Raw genomic sequence first — 13,751 nt, 5'->3', positions numbered from 1 at the left:
CAGGCCGACCCGTAGAGGAGTTTGCGATACGCCCTGCATCCTCACGGATGCAGGATCACCTTGCCCATGGCCTGACGTCCCGCCAGCACCTTCAGGGCGTCGGCGGTCTGCGCCAGCGGGAAGGTGCGGTCGACATGCGAGGAGATCTTTCCTTCCGCCGTCCACTTCACCAGCTTCTCGAGATTGGCGCGGTTCTTGGCCGGATTGAGCCGGGTCCAGGCGCCCCAGAACACGCCGCGGATGTCGCAGCCCTTCAACAGCGCGAGGTTCAGCGGCATCTTCGGAATGTCGCCGGCGGCGAAGCCGATCACGAGGAAACGGCCTTCCCAGGCGATCGAGCGCAGCGCCTGCTCGGCATACGCACCACCGACCGGATCGAAGATGATGTCGACGCCCTTGCCGCCGGTGAGTTTTCGCAAGCCTTCCTTCAAATCTTCCTTGCCGTAGTTCAGCGTCAGCTCGGCGCCATGCGCTTTGGCGAATTCGAGCTTCTCGTCCGACGAGGCGCAGGCGATCACCTTCAGGCCCATCAGCTTGCCGAGCTCGCAGGCTGCAAGGCCGGTGCCGCCGGCGGCGCCCAGCACCGCGAGCGTCTCGCCCGGTTTCGGGCTGGCGCGGTCTTCCAGCGCATGCAGCGCGGTGCCGTAGATGATGATGATGCCGGCCGCGCGGTCAAAGTCGAGATTGTCGGGAATCTTCACGATCGATGCCGCCGGCAGCGCGATCTTTTCGCGCGCGCCGTTGTGGCCGCAGGACGCGACGACACGATCGCCGACCTTCAGATCCGTCACGCCGGGGCCGATGCTCTCGATCACGCCGGCGACTTCCGCGGCCGGTGAGAACGGGAACGGCGGCTTGATCTGGTACTTGCCCTGGATCATCAGCAGGTCGAAGAAGTTCAGCGCCGCGGACTTGATCGCGATCACCGCTTCGCCGGGACCTGCCACCGGATCCGGTACGTCCGCGAGCACGAGATCGTCGGGCTGGCAATATTGCGAGCAGAGGATGGCTTTCATGGCGGCACCTTGGGGCGTTTCGAGGTGGAATTATAAGTTGGATCGTTTCTGCCGGATTTAGGCACGGCCGACAATCCGGTTTCTTTGTCTCAGGCAGCGCGAGGGCCTATCCTCGCAATGACGAAACAAGAAGAACAAGGATTCAAACGATGTTTGAAACAGGCCTGCTCAAGGACAAGCGCATCCTCGTCACCGGTGGCGGCTCGGGTCTCGGTGCTGCGATGGCGCGCCGCTTCCTCACGCTTGGCGCCGAGCTCGTGATCTGCGGCCGCAGGCTCGATCGGCTCGATGCGGCTGCGAGCGAGATGCGCGCGCAGACCGGCGGCAAGGTCACGGCGATCGCCTGCGACATTCGCGATGGCGCCGCCGTCGATGCGATGATGGACGCGATCTGGCGCGAGGCACCGCTGGATATTCTCGTCAACAATGCCGCCGCGACCTTCATCGCGCAGAGCGAACATCTGTCGTTCCGCGCCGCCGATGCGATCCTGGCGCCGACGCTGCACGGTGCGATGTATTGCACGCTCGCCGCCGGCAAACGCTGGATTGAAGCCAGGCATGGCGGCGTCGTGCTCTCGATCCTCTCGACCTCGACCATCACCGGTCGCGCCTTCACCGTGCCGTCGGCGATGGCGAAGTCGGCGGTGCTGGCGATGACCAAAAGTCTCGCGGTCGAGTGGGGCCCGAAGGGAATCCGTACCGTCGCGATCGCGCCGGGACCGTTCCCGACCGCCGGGGCATCGGGGCAGCTCCGCCCCGAGGGCCGTGACGAGGGCTGGACCGCGCGCAACCCGCTGGGGCGCACCGGCGAGCATGGCGAGCTCGCCGACCTCGCCAGCTTCCTGGTCTCGGACGGCGCCGGCTACATCAATGGCGAGATGGTGGTGATCGACGGCGGCGCGCATTTGCGCAGTTCCGGCGCCGAAGACCTGTTGCGCTGGACCGACGCGCAATGGGCCGAACAGCGCGCTGCGCGCATCAAAAGCTAGATGCTGCGTCCTCCTTAACTGCCTTCCCAAATTGGACTTTCCCGGGTATCCCTGCCGCGGGGACAACGCGCGGCCGGGCCATCTTCCAGTCACAATATTGAGGGAACCACTCCAGCATGTGGCGGGTGCTGAATTTAGCTTTGATGATTGGCGTTGCGGCCTTGGGAATCACCGATTCCGCGCGGGCGCAGACGGCGCAACCGGCGCCCAAGCCTGGACCGAAAGAGCCTGCACCGAAATCAGCCGCGTCGGCGGCCCATGCGACCGGAAAGACGGCCGCAAAGCCCGAGAGCAAGCCGGTGGCCCCGCCCGCGGCGGTTGCGGGCGGCGCCGAGCCGACCCTGATCGGCCAGTTCGGCACCTGGGGCGCCTATTCGGCCGCGCCCAATGGCAAGAAGGTCTGCTTCGCGCTGGCCAAGCCCTCGTCGTCGAAGACCAATCCACCGAATCGGCCGCGCGATCCCGCCTATGCCTTCGTCTCGACGCGGCCGGCGGAGAAGGTCAACAACGAGGTCTCGGTCATGATCGGCTACGCGCTGAAGCCGGGCTCGGAATCCTCGGCCGAGGTCGGCGGCGCCGCCTTCGCCATGTACACGCAGGGCGACGGCCTCTGGATCAAGAACGCGGCCGAGGAGGATCGGATGGTCGAAGCCATGCGCAAATCCGCCGATCTCGTGGTCAAGGGCGTCTCGGCCAAGGGGACCGAGACGACCGATACCTTCTCGCTGAAGGGTCTCGCCCAGGCGCTGGACCGGATCTCGCAGGACTGCCGACGGTAAGACTGCCGACAATAGGACTGCCGGCGTTAAGGCTGCAGGCGGTATCACGGTCGCAATCGGCGGTTCCGGTTGCTATATATGGCCGGTTCCAGATTTCTTCCGTCATTCCGGGGCGATGCGCAGCATCGAGCCTGGAATCTCGAAGTTCCGGGTCTGGTCATCAGGACCATCCCGGAACGACCAAGCCATTAGGTCCATTCAATGCAACCGACGACCGAGCCGCACAACGCAATCCTGGTGGAGAAGACTCCGCTCGAAACCTATGTGCCGCCGGCCAAGCCGTCTCTGATCGGCCTGTCGCGCACCGAGCTTGCCGATCGCCTCGACGAAATCGGCGTTGCGCCTGCGCAGCGCAAGATGCGCGTGCAGCAGCTCTGGCACTGGATGTATTTCCGCGGCGCCCAGAATTTCGACGACATGACGTCGGTCTCGAAGGGCATTCGCGCCGAGCTCGCGCAGCACTTCACCGTCGACCGGCCCGAAGTCGTGGCCGAGCAGATCTCCAACGACGGCACCCGCAAATGGCTGCTGCGTCTGCCGAGCGGCGACAATGTCGAGAAGGCGCATGAAGTCGAGTGCGTCTACATCCCCGAGACCGATCGCGGCACGCTCTGCGTCTCCTCCCAGGTCGGCTGCACGCTGAACTGCTCCTTCTGCCACACCGGCACGCAGCGCCTGGTGCGCAACCTTACCGCAGGCGAGATCGTCGGTCAGATCATGGTCGCCCGCGACCGCCTCAATGACTGGGCCGATCGCGAGGACGGCACCCGCCGCGTCACCAACATCGTGATGATGGGCATGGGTGAGCCACTCTACAATTTCGATGCGGTGCGCGATGCGCTGCTGATCGTCGGCGACAATGAAGGCATCGGCATCTCCCGTCGCCGCATCACGCTGTCGACCTCGGGCGTGGTGCCGAACATCGTGCGCGCGGGCGAGGAGATCGGCGTGATGCTCGCGATCTCGCTGCATGCGGTGCGCGACGAGCTGCGCAACGAGCTGGTGCCGCTCAACCGTAAATATCCGATCAAGGAGTTGCTACAGGCCTGCCGCGACTATCCCGGCGCCTCGAACGCGCGCCGCATCACCTTCGAATATGTGATGCTCAAGGGCGTCAATGATTCGCTCGACGATGCCAAGCTGTTGGTGAAGCTGCTCAAGGGCATTCACGCCAAGATCAATCTGATCCCGTTCAATCCGTGGCCTGGCACCGCCTATGAATGCTCGGACTGGGACCAGATCGAAAAATTCTCCGAATATATCTTCAACGCCGGCTATTCCTCGCCGGTGCGCACCCCGCGCGGCCGCGACATCCTCGCCGCCTGCGGCCAGCTCAAGTCGGAGACCGAAAAGCTCTCGGCCCGCGAACGCCAGACGCTGCGCGCCATGGCGATGACGGACTGATAGACAATGCACGCAGTCTCGCATCCTCGTCATTGCGAGCGAAGCGAAGCAATCCAGAGTCTTTCCGCGGAGACAGGATGGATTGCTTCGCTTCGCTCGCAATGAAGGGCAGTGAGTTTTCCCAGCATGTCCCTGATCGGCCGCCTCGTCGTCATCTTCATCGGCTTTCTCGCCGCCTGTTTCGTCGGCGGCATGATCGTGGTCGTCGCGCTGCTGTTTCCGGAGTTCGCCGATCTGGGCGCCGGTCCCGTCGATGAGGGCACGATCGACGTCCTGCTCGGTTTCGGCTTCATCTTCGTCTCGGGCTTTGCGCTGGTGCCGGCGGCGGTGATCGTCGCGATCACCGAGGCGCTCTACATCCGCAGCGCGCTGGCCTATGCCGTCGGCGGCGGCCTCGTCGGGCTCGCCTGCTATCTCGGCCTCGTTCCCTTCCACTCCGACACCTTGCAGTTCGAGGGCGTCGTGCGGCGGCATCTGGAGATCATGACGGGCGCGGGCATCGTCGCGGGCGTCGTCTACTGGCTGATCGCCGGCCGCAACGCCGGCGCCTGGCGCAATCCGCCGCTGCCGCGCAAGCCACCTCCGCCGCTGCCGTCGAATTCAAGGCCGGATGCGCACTGATTGTCTTGACCTTCCCCGGGGTTTTCATCTCCGCCCCACTCCGCTAAACCGCGCGCCATGAACCGGACTGGACTCTTCATCGCCCTGGCGCTGTGGCTCGTGATCGGCGTCGTCTTCGGCCTCTATCCCGAGCTCGATCTCAAGCTCGCCGCGCTGTTTTTCGACCCTGAGACGAAGACGTTTCCGCTCAAGCTGAACGACTGGGCGGCCTTCGCGCGCGACGCCGCGATGTGGGTTGCCTGGGCGTTCGTGCTGCCGCCGCTGGTCGCGCTCGTGGTCAAGATGATCCGGCCCGATCGTCCCTTGATGGTGTCGGGGCGCGCGATCGTGTTCCTGCTGGTCACCATCATCCTGTCGGCCGGCATTTTGACCAATCTCACCTTCAAGACCTATTGGGGCCGGCCGCGTCCGGTGGTGGTGACGCAGTTTGCCGGCGACCAGCAGTTCGTGCCGTGGTGGGATCCGCGCGGCGACTGCGCGCGCAACTGCTCGTTCTTCTCGGGCGAAGGCGCGACCGCGTTCTGGACGCTGGCGCCCGCCGCGCTGGCGCCGCCGGCATGGCGGCCGCTCGCCTATGCCGGTGCGGTTGTCTTCGGTGCCGTCACCAGCGGGCTCCGCATGGCCTTCGGCGGCCACTTCTTCACCGATGTCTCGATCGCCGGCCTCGTCACCTTCGTCGTGATCTGGTTCGCCTACGCGCTGATCTACCGCTGGCCGCGGACGCGATTTTCGGACGAGGCGGTCGATGCCGCCCTGACCCGGCTGAACATGCCCGCCTACCGGCTCCGCCAGCGCCTGTTCGGCAGCAAGACGGGCCCCGAGCCGTCGATTTGAGCCATTAAATGCGTGCCGAGGCGTGCGAAATTTGATATTCGCGCGGTCAACTCGCAAACGACATCAGCCCCCTTGAGACCCGATTGGAAGCCCCATGACCACGATCCTGAAAAGCCTGCCCAAGGGCGAGAAAGTCGGCATCGCGTTTTCGGGCGGCCTCGACACCAGCGCGGCGCTGCTCTGGATGAAGCAGAAGGGCGCGCGCTGCTACGCCTATACCGCCAATCTCGGCCAGCCCGATGAAGCCGACTACAACGAGATCCCGCGCAAGGCGCAGGAGTTCGGTGCCGAGAAGGCCGTGCTGGTCGATTGCCGCACGCAGCTGGTCCACGAAGGTATCGCCGCGATCCAGTCCGGCGCCTTCCACATCTCCACCGGCGGCATCACCTATTTCAACACCACGCCGCTCGGGCGCGCCGTCACCGGCACGATGCTGGTCGCGGCGATGAAGGAAGACGGCGTCAACATCTGGGGCGACGGCTCGACCTTCAAGGGCAACGACATCGAGCGCTTCTATCGCTACGGCCTGCTGACCAATCCGGGCCTGCGCATCTACAAGCCCTGGCTCGACCAGCAGTTCATCGACGAGCTCGGAGGCCGCGCCGAGATGTCGGCGTTCATGACCGCGCAGGGCTTCGCCTACAAGATGAGCGCCGAGAAGGCCTATTCGACCGACAGCAATCTGCTCGGCGCGACGCACGAGGCAAAGGATCTCGAAAGCCTCGACAGCGGCATAAAGATCGTCAACCCGATCATGGGCGTGCCGTTCTGGCGCGACGACTGCAACGTCAAGGCCGAGAAGGTCGTGGTGCGCTTCGAGGAAGGCCAGCCGGTCGCGCTGAACGGCCAGACTTTCTCTGATCCCGTCGCGCTGTTCCTCGAAGCCAACGCCATCGGCGGCCGCCACGGTCTTGGCATGAGCGACCAGATCGAGAACCGCATCATCGAAGCCAAGAGCCGCGGCATCTATGAAGCGCCGGGCATGGCCTTGTTGCACATCGCCTATGAGCGCCTCGTCACCGGCATCCACAACGAGGACACCATCGAACAGTACCGCATCAGCGGCATGCGCCTCGGACGCCTGCTCTATCAGGGCCGCTGGTTCGACTCGCAGGCCCTGATGTTGCGGGAGACCGCACAGCGCTGGGTCGCGCGCGCCGTCACCGGCGAGGTGACGCTCGAGCTGCGCCGCGGCAACGACTATTCGATCCTGAACACCGAGAGCCCCAACCTGACCTATGCGCCCGAGCGGCTCAGCATGGAGAAGGTGGAGGACGCCGCCTTCACGCCGGCCGACCGCATCGGCCAGCTCACCATGCGCAATCTCGACATCGCCGACACGCGCACGAAGCTGAAGCTGTACACGGAGACGGGCCTGCTCTCGGGCAGCGAAGGCTCGCAGATCTTCAGGCTGGAGAACGACAAGGGCCAGCCGTAGCCGGCACTGTTGCCTCATTCGTCATTGCGAGCGAGGCGAAGCAATCCAGAATCTTTCCGCAGCGATAGTCTGGATCGCTTCGTCGCTTCGCTCCTCGCAGCAACGAAGACAAAAATGGCCGGGATCGCTCCCGGCCATTTTGCATTTGGGTGTCGCCTCAGCGCGGCGGCGCGGTGCCGGGCGGGGGCGGCGGCAGCGAGGCCTGGCCGCCGTTGAGCAGCGGCGTGATGTTGCGGACGGTGACCCGCCGGTTGATCACGCTCGGCCCTTGCGTCTGCTCCTTCAGGTACTGCTCGCCATAGCCCTGCGACGTCAGGTTCTCAGCCGGCACACCGAACTGCTGGGTCAGCAATTCGGCCGCGGACTGCGCACGGCGGTCCGACAATGACAGATTGTCGACGTCGTTGCCGACCGCGTCGGTGTGCCCTTCGATCAGGAACACCACGCGCGGGTTGGCCTGGATCGCACGGTTGAGACCATCGGCGATCGACTGGAGCTTCGCCGCCTGGTCCGGCGGGATGGTCCACGATCCCGTCTCGAAGTTGATCGTGTTGACGTCGATGCTCGGCATCTGCATGCGAACATTGGGGCTGTAGCGGATTTCGTCGAGCGTGTAGCGACGGTCGATCCGCTGCACCGGCGGTGCCACCATGGTCTGGTAGATCACATCCGGCGACGCTTCCTGGGCGTCGACGATGTAGCGATCGTAGGGAATGTTGACCACCGGAGGCGGCGCGTCGACATAGAAGCCGCCGATCGACTGCGGATCGCGGTAGCTGTTGTCGATGATGACGATCTCGCGCCCGCGGGGGTCCCTGCGGATTCGCCGCAGCAGCCGACCGTCCGGACTGACCACGGTGATGATCTCGCTGCCGTCGGGACGGATCACGACGGTGCGGGTGTCGCCGCCGACGGTGTCGGTGCGGATGTCGCGGGCGCCGTAGCGGAAGCGATAGAGATCGTTGCCGCGGACGTATGTCTGCCCGCCCGGATCGCGGATGATGATGCGGTCCGGCTCGGTGTAGACGGTGCGGCCGCCTTCGACGGCCTCGCGCCGCTGGCTGTGGAGGTCGGCGATGGTGGCGCCGATCACGGCGCCGGCCACCACGCCCGCACCGATCGCGATCGGTGTCAGGTCACGCTGCGGCGGACGCGGCGCCGGCGGCAGGGGCGTGGTCGTCGTGGGCGCGGCGCGGAAAGCGGGCGCAACCGTCGGCGGAGCATTTTGCGTTCTGCCGGGCGGCGGCGTTGCGGCCGCCGAGCCGGAGACGGTGCTCGGGGCTGCGACGCCGGCGGGAGGAGCCGGCGGCCGGGGCGGGACGCCTGCCTGCGGCTGGGCTGGCGGGGTTCCGGCAGCAGGGGCGCCCGCGGGAGGCACGCCACCCTGACGTCCCGGCGGCGGTGTCACGGCGCCACCGGGCGCCGGCGTCGCAGTCGGGGACGGGGTTGCGCCGGGCGCAGGAGCCGAACCCGGACGGCCGGGTGGCGGCGTCGGAGCGCCACCAGGGGCAGGCGTCGCGGTCGGAGCGGGCGTTGCGCCTGGAGCAGGTGACCCTGCCGCCGGAGGCGCGCCAGGACGTCCGCCAGGGGGCGGTGCACCGGGGCGGCCAGTCGGCGGCGTGCTGCCCGGAGCCGGCGTTGCGGTCGGCGCAGGGGTTGCTGTTGGCGCAGGCGTGGCGGTTGGGGCAGCAGGCGTCGCCGGGCGCGCTGCGGGAGCAGCAGGTGCCGGAGTGGGCGTTGCCGTCGGCGCAGGCGCCGGCCGTCCCGAAGGACCCGCTGCCGGAGGCGGCGGAGGCGTGGGCGCATGCTGCTGCGGAGCCGCGGCGGGCGGCGGTGTGGGAGCCGGGCGTGCCGCGGGCGGTGCCGGAGGCGGAGGCGTGGGCGCGTGCTGCTGTGGGGCCGCGGCGGGCGGTGCGGGAGCCGGGCGTGCTGCGGGCGGTGCCGGAGGCGGAGGTGTCGGCGCGCGCTGCTGCGGAGCTGCTGCCGGCGGCGGCGAAGGCGGCTTCGGGGCGGCCGGCGGCGGTGGGGGCGGCGGCGGCGCCGGACGGGCCGCGGGGGGTGGTGGGGGTGCTGCCGGGCGCGGCGGTGCGGCCGCCGGCGGAGGCGCAGCGGGCGGATGCGGCGGTGCAGCCGCAGGCGGGGCCGGGCGCGCGGGCGGCGCGGCCGCTGGCGGTCCCTTCGGAGGCTGCTTCGGTTTTCCGTCAGGGCCGGTCTCTTGCGGCTGCGCCTGCGCGACGACGAGCGGCGGCGCGCCTTGCGCATGCGATGCGGAGCTTGCGAATTGCATCGCGGTCAGAGCCGTGGTGGCAAGCAGCACGAAACGAAGGTTGGTCATGTTGGTGAACTTCCCCGGAAGGTTCTTTGACGAAGTGTTGGGATGAACAGCTACGCGTTAGGCCGGAATGTGGCGGGCGAAGCCGTCGCGGCCCGATTTATTTCTGCACGCAAATCACCTCACGCTCGTGACGTTCATTGCGCATTCAGACGCAGGTTGCAATTGCCCCGCATGTGATGCTTCGCCTCACATGCGATCACGCGGCGGACTTGCGTCCGTCGCGGGGCTAGGCGTGAGCGGGCCGTTCGGCCCGCGTGATGGAATCTCTTCAGGCATGCGGCCCGGCAATTCGTCGGGCCGCGGTGGCGAGCCGGGCTCGCGCACCGGCGGCGTGATTTCAGGCTGCGGATTGCCGGGTGGAATCCCCGGCGGCGGTTCGCTCGGAGTGCCCGGCGTCGACGGCGGAATCTCGGGCGGCTCGATCGGCATCACATCGAGACCTTGCGGTTCTCGCCGATATCGGGGCGCGATCCCGTCACCGCCGCGGCGGCCATCTTCACATAGGAGATCACCGTTCCCGGCGAATCCCAGAACTCGGCGTCGTCCGGCGTGACCTTGAGCACGCGAATGTTGGGATCCTCGGCGCTGTCCCACCACGCCTTGGCCGGCGTCGAGAACAGCTGCTTGATCTTTGCGCGATCGTTGGAGACGACGGCGGTGCCCGTCAGCGACACGTATTTCTGGCTGCCGGCATCCGCGAACGACAGGTTGATGGAAGGATTGCGCGCGATTTCCTCGTCCTTGTGGCGCCGCGTATCGGTGAGGAAATAGATCGTGTTCGCGTCGCGATCGAGACAGGCGCTCATCGGCCGCGCGCGGAGCTTGTCGCCGTCGCGCGTCACCAGCATCGCGAATCCGATCGTCTTCATCAGATCCCAGGCGCGGTCGATGTCGCGGGCATTGTCGTTGGCCATATCGTGCTCCTTCTTGCAAGGGACGATAACGGCGCGCGCGGAACGATGTTCCTGCCGAACGATGGAACCCGTCTATTCCGCGGCGTGGCAAACCGCCTCGATGTTGTGTCCATCAGGATCGAGCACGAATGCGCCGTAATAGGTCGGATGATAATGCGCCCGAATGCCGGGCGGCCCGTTGTCGCGGCCGCCGGCGGCGATGGCCGCCTCGTAGAAGGCGTCGACCGTTGCGCGGTCCCTGGCCAGGATCGCGACATGCACAGGCTTGTTCAGCGCGCCCTCGCCGCCGATCCAGAAATCCGGCTTGCCGTCGGCGCCGAAGCCCGCGGCCGGATCGTGGCCGGTCTGCTCCTGCGTGACCTCCATGATCAGGCTGTAGCCGAGCGGCGCCAGTGCCTTGGCGTAGAACGCCTTGGCGCGCTCATAGTCGGAGACCGGGAAGCCCATATGGTCGATCATCGCAACCTCCGCCGTTCGTTGTCAGCGCGACAGGAATGTATTGCTCCGCGTCTTGCGCGCAACCGCAAAGCCGCGCGCGACCATGTCGGCGATACAATCTTCCTGCCATTCATTTTGTGACAGGTGCTCGATCACCACCGCGCGCGGCCACAGCGATTGCGTCGCGTCGCGGAAGAAGCCGATCAGCACGCGGTCCTCGAAGCCCTCGACGTCGATCTTCAAGGAGTCCACCTGCGTGACGCCGGCCTCGTCCAGAATGCGCGTCAGCCGCAGCGACGGGACCTTGATGGCCTCGGCACCGGCCGTGCCGGGGACGACGTGGGTGGCGCCGAGATTGCCGCCGCCGGTTTCGATCATCAGCTCGCCGTCGCTGTCGCTGGCGGCGGCCTGGACCAGGCGGACATGCGTTGCTTGCGATGCGGCCTGGTTGAACGACAGCCGTTCAAACGTCATCGGATGCGGCTCGATCGCGACCACCTTGCCCGAGGGCCCGACATGTCGCGCCATCACCAGCGCAAAGGTGCCGACATTGGCGCCGACATCGACGAACACGCCGCCGGCCGGCGTGTGCTGACGCAGGAAGTCGAGCTCGTCGAGATTGTAGTCGGGATTGAACAGCGCGCCGCGTTCGGTGGCGCTGCCCTGATGATAGAAGCGGAACGATGCGCCCTGATATTGCACGTCGACCGGACCGCCGCGCAGCAGGTTCACCAGCCGCGAAATCCAGGGCCGGAACGCGCCGCGCTTCAGCACCGAGCGGGCCGCGAGGCGAAGGATCGCGGCCTGCCCTGCGCTAGGTGCAAACGCGCCGAATGGCGCGGACGAAGGGGCATTGTCGGTCGTCAAGCGCTGGCCCTCGTTGCAAGCGGCGCATGCATAGCCGGTTTTGTCGGGGACTCCAATGTGGGGAAAAAAGAATGTAGCCCGGATGGAGCGCAGCGAAATCCGGGCTACGTCACGCCGCCTTTTTCGGCGGGACCTTGCGCTGGCGCAGGAAACGTCCGAGCAGCTTGCGCTTGCCCTTGCGCGGGATCAGGTCGACGTCGCTGACCAGTTTTGCGCCGCCCTTGCGACGCTCCAGCACGATCTTGCGGCTGTGGAAGGCTTCCAGCTCGACGCGGTGCGCGACGCTGACGATGGTCGCCTTCGGCAGTTCGCCGATGACCATCTTCATCATCTTGTCCTGGCTCTTCTCGTCGAGCGCCGAAGTCGCTTCATCGAGCACGACGATGTCGGGGTTGTGCAGCAACAGCCGTGCAAAGGCGAGGCGCTGCTTCTCGCCGCCGGACAGCGTCTGGTCCCATGGGCCCTCTTCCCCGATCTTTTCCTTGAGATGGTCGAGGCCGACCTTGTGCAGCGCCTCGCCGATCTCGTCGACGGTCCAGTCGTCCTCCGCGCCGGGATAGGCGACGGCGCGGCGCAAGCTGCCGGAGGGCACGTAGGGCCGCTGCGGCAGCATGAACAGCCGCCGGTCGGGATGGAAATTGACGCTGCCGCCGCCCCATGGCCACAGCCCCGCGATGGCGCGCACCAGCGTGCTCTTGCCGGTGCCGGATTCGCCGGCGACCAGCAGCCGCTCGCCGGGCTCGATCACCACCTCGGTCTCGCCGACCACCGCGGTGCCGTCGTCGAGCGTGACGGAAAGATCCTTCAGCTCCAGCATGGCCTCGTTGCTGTTTTCGCCGCGCTTGATGCGGCCGAGACCGTCGCCCTGCTCGGCGCGTTCCAGGCCATCGAGCGACATCATCAGCGAGGCGATGCGGCGTGCGCAGGCGTTCCAGTCGGCGAGGCGGGGATAATTGTCGACCAGCCAGCCGAACGCGCTCTGCACGATGGTGAAGGCGGAGGCCGCCTGCATCACCTGTCCGAGCGACATGCTGCCGTCGAGGAATTTCGGCGCGCAGAGCAGGAGAGGGACCACGGGAGCAACGAGGCTCGAGCCCTGCGACACCAGCGTGGTGCGCATGTGCTGGCCGGCAAGCCGCGCCCATTGCCGCAGGACGTTGGTGAAGTTGCGGTCGATGCCGTCACGCTCTTCTTCCTCGCCGCCGAGCAGCGCGATGCTCTCGCCGTTCTCGCGCACACGCGTCAGCGTGTAGCGGAAGTCGGCTTCGGCCTGGTTCTTGTCCTCGGAGACCTGCACGAATTGGCGGCCGATCGCCAGGATCGAGCCCGATGCGATTGCGGCATAGAGCATCGCGGCGATCACCAGGAAGCCGGGAATCGTAATCGACGATCCGCCAAGCGTGACCGTGAGCGCGCCGCCGATGGTCCAGAGCACGACGATGAAGGTCGCGGCCGACAGCAGCGCGGACGTCACGCCGGCGAGGAAATCCACCGGCGAATCGGTCGCGACGCGCAGATCCTCCGCGATCCGGTATTCCGGATTCTTGTGGTCGCCGTCGACGAGATTGAGCTGATAGTAGCGGCCATTGCCGAGCCAGCGCGTCAGCACGCTCGCCGTCAGCCAGGCGCGCCAGCGCCGCTGGATGCCCATGCGCGCGAACACCTGCGCCACGCCGAGCACGATGCTGCCGATCGCGAGCGGAAGGAACACCGCGGAGAGATGGAAGACGCTTGGGGCATCCCGTTTCTCGATCGCGTCGAAGATCGCGCGATTCCAGACATTGATGCCGTACTGGAAACCGACGGTCAGGACGATCAGCACGCCGAGGCCGATCGAGTAGAGCCATGCCAGCCGGTCGCCGTTGCGCGCCCAGAAGCCGCGCGCGCTGATCCAGAACCGCGTCAGCAGATAGTCCTTGCGGGCCTGCTCGGCCTCCTCGGGCGACAGCTCGGGATCGGGCTCGAGCAGCTCCGGCGGCGGCGGTGCGACCTCGTCGCCGCTCTCGCCCTTGATCTCGACAATGGGCGGCGTCTTGCCCTGTTTGCGCTTTTCGGCCGGCTTTTGCATGACCGGATAACGCCAGAAAAATCAAACGGTTCCCGCAAGTTCCGGCGC

13 protein-coding genes are annotated in these 13,751 nt (G+C 66.6%); 6 read left to right on the top strand and 7 right to left on the bottom strand.

Annotated features, from left to right (window positions below; all coding sequences use genetic code 11):
* Positions 1–41 precede the first annotated feature (41 nt).
* Positions 42–1,016 carry an NADPH:quinone oxidoreductase family protein gene (locus JQ572_RS14265; protein WP_211383677.1) on the bottom strand — a complete coding sequence of 325 codons (975 nt, stop codon included), beginning with the start codon at positions 1,014–1,016 and terminating at the stop codon, positions 42–44.
* Between the two features lie 149 nt (positions 1,017–1,165).
* On the opposite strand from JQ572_RS14265, the gene JQ572_RS14260 reads away from it, so the two are divergent.
* The 6 genes from JQ572_RS14260 (at position 1,166) to argG (ending at position 7,081) form a co-directional block, all read left to right on the top strand.
* Positions 1,166–2,005 carry an SDR family oxidoreductase gene (locus JQ572_RS14260; RefSeq protein ID WP_211383676.1) on the top strand — a complete coding sequence of 280 codons (840 nt, stop codon included), beginning with the start codon at positions 1,166–1,168 and terminating at the stop codon, positions 2,003–2,005.
* 116 nt (positions 2,006–2,121) lie between these two features.
* Positions 2,122–2,784, top strand: a complete 663-nt coding sequence (locus tag JQ572_RS14255) for an invasion associated locus B family protein (protein WP_211383675.1) — start codon at positions 2,122–2,124, stop codon at positions 2,782–2,784.
* Between the two features lie 201 nt (positions 2,785–2,985).
* Complete coding sequence (gene rlmN, locus JQ572_RS14250; protein ID WP_211383674.1) at positions 2,986–4,188, top strand: dual-specificity RNA methyltransferase RlmN; 1,203 nt, start codon at positions 2,986–2,988, stop codon at positions 4,186–4,188.
* A gap of 126 nt (positions 4,189–4,314) precedes the next feature.
* Positions 4,315–4,809 (top strand): hypothetical protein, encoded by a 495-nt coding sequence (locus tag JQ572_RS14245; protein ID WP_211384207.1) that lies wholly within the window; start codon positions 4,315–4,317, stop codon positions 4,807–4,809.
* A 57-nt stretch (positions 4,810–4,866) separates the two neighbouring features.
* Positions 4,867–5,643: a phosphatase PAP2 family protein gene (locus JQ572_RS14240; RefSeq protein ID WP_211383673.1), complete on the top strand. Its 777-nt coding sequence runs from the start codon at positions 4,867–4,869 to the stop codon at positions 5,641–5,643.
* 94 nt (positions 5,644–5,737) lie between these two features.
* On the top strand, positions 5,738–7,081 hold the full coding sequence (argG, locus tag JQ572_RS14235) for an argininosuccinate synthase (RefSeq protein ID WP_211383672.1): 1,344 nt from the start codon (positions 5,738–5,740) through the stop codon (positions 7,079–7,081).
* A gap of 157 nt (positions 7,082–7,238) precedes the next feature.
* On the opposite strand, the gene JQ572_RS14230 is transcribed toward argG, so the two are convergent.
* The 6 genes from JQ572_RS14230 to JQ572_RS14210 form a co-directional block, all read right to left on the bottom strand.
* Positions 7,239–9,416 (bottom strand): OmpA family protein, encoded by a 2,178-nt coding sequence (locus JQ572_RS14230; RefSeq protein ID WP_211383671.1) that lies wholly within the window; start codon positions 9,414–9,416, stop codon positions 7,239–7,241.
* A 186-nt stretch (positions 9,417–9,602) separates the two neighbouring features.
* Positions 9,603–9,845, bottom strand: a complete 243-nt coding sequence (locus JQ572_RS35060; RefSeq protein WP_249129063.1) for a hypothetical protein — start codon at positions 9,843–9,845, stop codon at positions 9,603–9,605.
* Positions 9,845–10,330: a pyridoxamine 5'-phosphate oxidase family protein gene (locus JQ572_RS14225; protein WP_211383670.1), complete on the bottom strand. Its 486-nt coding sequence runs from the start codon at positions 10,328–10,330 to the stop codon at positions 9,845–9,847. Before JQ572_RS14225 ends, JQ572_RS35060 begins: the two co-directional genes overlap by 1 nt.
* A gap of 72 nt (positions 10,331–10,402) precedes the next feature.
* On the bottom strand, positions 10,403–10,789 hold the full coding sequence (locus tag JQ572_RS14220) for a VOC family protein (RefSeq protein ID WP_211383669.1): 387 nt from the start codon (positions 10,787–10,789) through the stop codon (positions 10,403–10,405).
* 21 nt (positions 10,790–10,810) lie between these two features.
* Positions 10,811–11,635: an FkbM family methyltransferase gene (locus JQ572_RS14215; protein ID WP_211383668.1), complete on the bottom strand. Its 825-nt coding sequence runs from the start codon at positions 11,633–11,635 to the stop codon at positions 10,811–10,813.
* A gap of 109 nt (positions 11,636–11,744) precedes the next feature.
* A complete protein-coding gene (locus JQ572_RS14210; RefSeq protein WP_211383667.1) occupies positions 11,745–13,703 on the bottom strand; it encodes an ABC transporter ATP-binding protein/permease in 1,959 nt (652 codons plus the stop codon).
* Positions 13,704–13,751 lie beyond the last annotated feature (48 nt).

Source organism: Bradyrhizobium sp. SZCCT0153, assembly GCF_018129995.1.
GTDB lineage: Bacteria > Pseudomonadota > Alphaproteobacteria > Rhizobiales > Xanthobacteraceae > Bradyrhizobium > Bradyrhizobium japonicum_G.
Note: the sequence above shows the minus strand (reverse complement) of the source record. Positions and strands in the feature narration are given on the sequence as shown.

Bases quoted from the DNA above. Each gene is read 5' to 3' on its own strand.
- JQ572_RS14265 (WP_211383677.1), bottom strand. From the start codon at position 1,016: ATGAAAGCCATCCTCTGCTCGCAATATTGCCAGCCCGACGATCTCGTG.
- JQ572_RS14260 (WP_211383676.1), top strand. From the start codon at position 1,166: ATGTTTGAAACAGGCCTGCTCAAGGACAAGCGCATCCTCGTCACCGGT.
- JQ572_RS14255 (WP_211383675.1), top strand. From the start codon at position 2,122: ATGTGGCGGGTGCTGAATTTAGCTTTGATGATTGGCGTTGCGGCCTTG.
- rlmN (WP_211383674.1), top strand. From the start codon at position 2,986: ATGCAACCGACGACCGAGCCGCACAACGCAATCCTGGTGGAGAAGACT.
- JQ572_RS14245 (WP_211384207.1), top strand. From the start codon at position 4,315: ATGTCCCTGATCGGCCGCCTCGTCGTCATCTTCATCGGCTTTCTCGCC.
- JQ572_RS14240 (WP_211383673.1), top strand. From the start codon at position 4,867: ATGAACCGGACTGGACTCTTCATCGCCCTGGCGCTGTGGCTCGTGATC.
- argG (WP_211383672.1), top strand. From the start codon at position 5,738: ATGACCACGATCCTGAAAAGCCTGCCCAAGGGCGAGAAAGTCGGCATC.
- JQ572_RS14230 (WP_211383671.1), bottom strand. From the start codon at position 9,416: ATGACCAACCTTCGTTTCGTGCTGCTTGCCACCACGGCTCTGACCGCG.
- JQ572_RS35060 (WP_249129063.1), bottom strand. From the start codon at position 9,845: ATGCCGATCGAGCCGCCCGAGATTCCGCCGTCGACGCCGGGCACTCCG.
- JQ572_RS14225 (WP_211383670.1), bottom strand. From the start codon at position 10,330: ATGGCCAACGACAATGCCCGCGACATCGACCGCGCCTGGGATCTGATG.
- JQ572_RS14220 (WP_211383669.1), bottom strand. From the start codon at position 10,789: ATGATCGACCATATGGGCTTCCCGGTCTCCGACTATGAGCGCGCCAAG.
- JQ572_RS14210 (WP_211383667.1), bottom strand. From the start codon at position 13,703: ATGCAAAAGCCGGCCGAAAAGCGCAAACAGGGCAAGACGCCGCCCATT.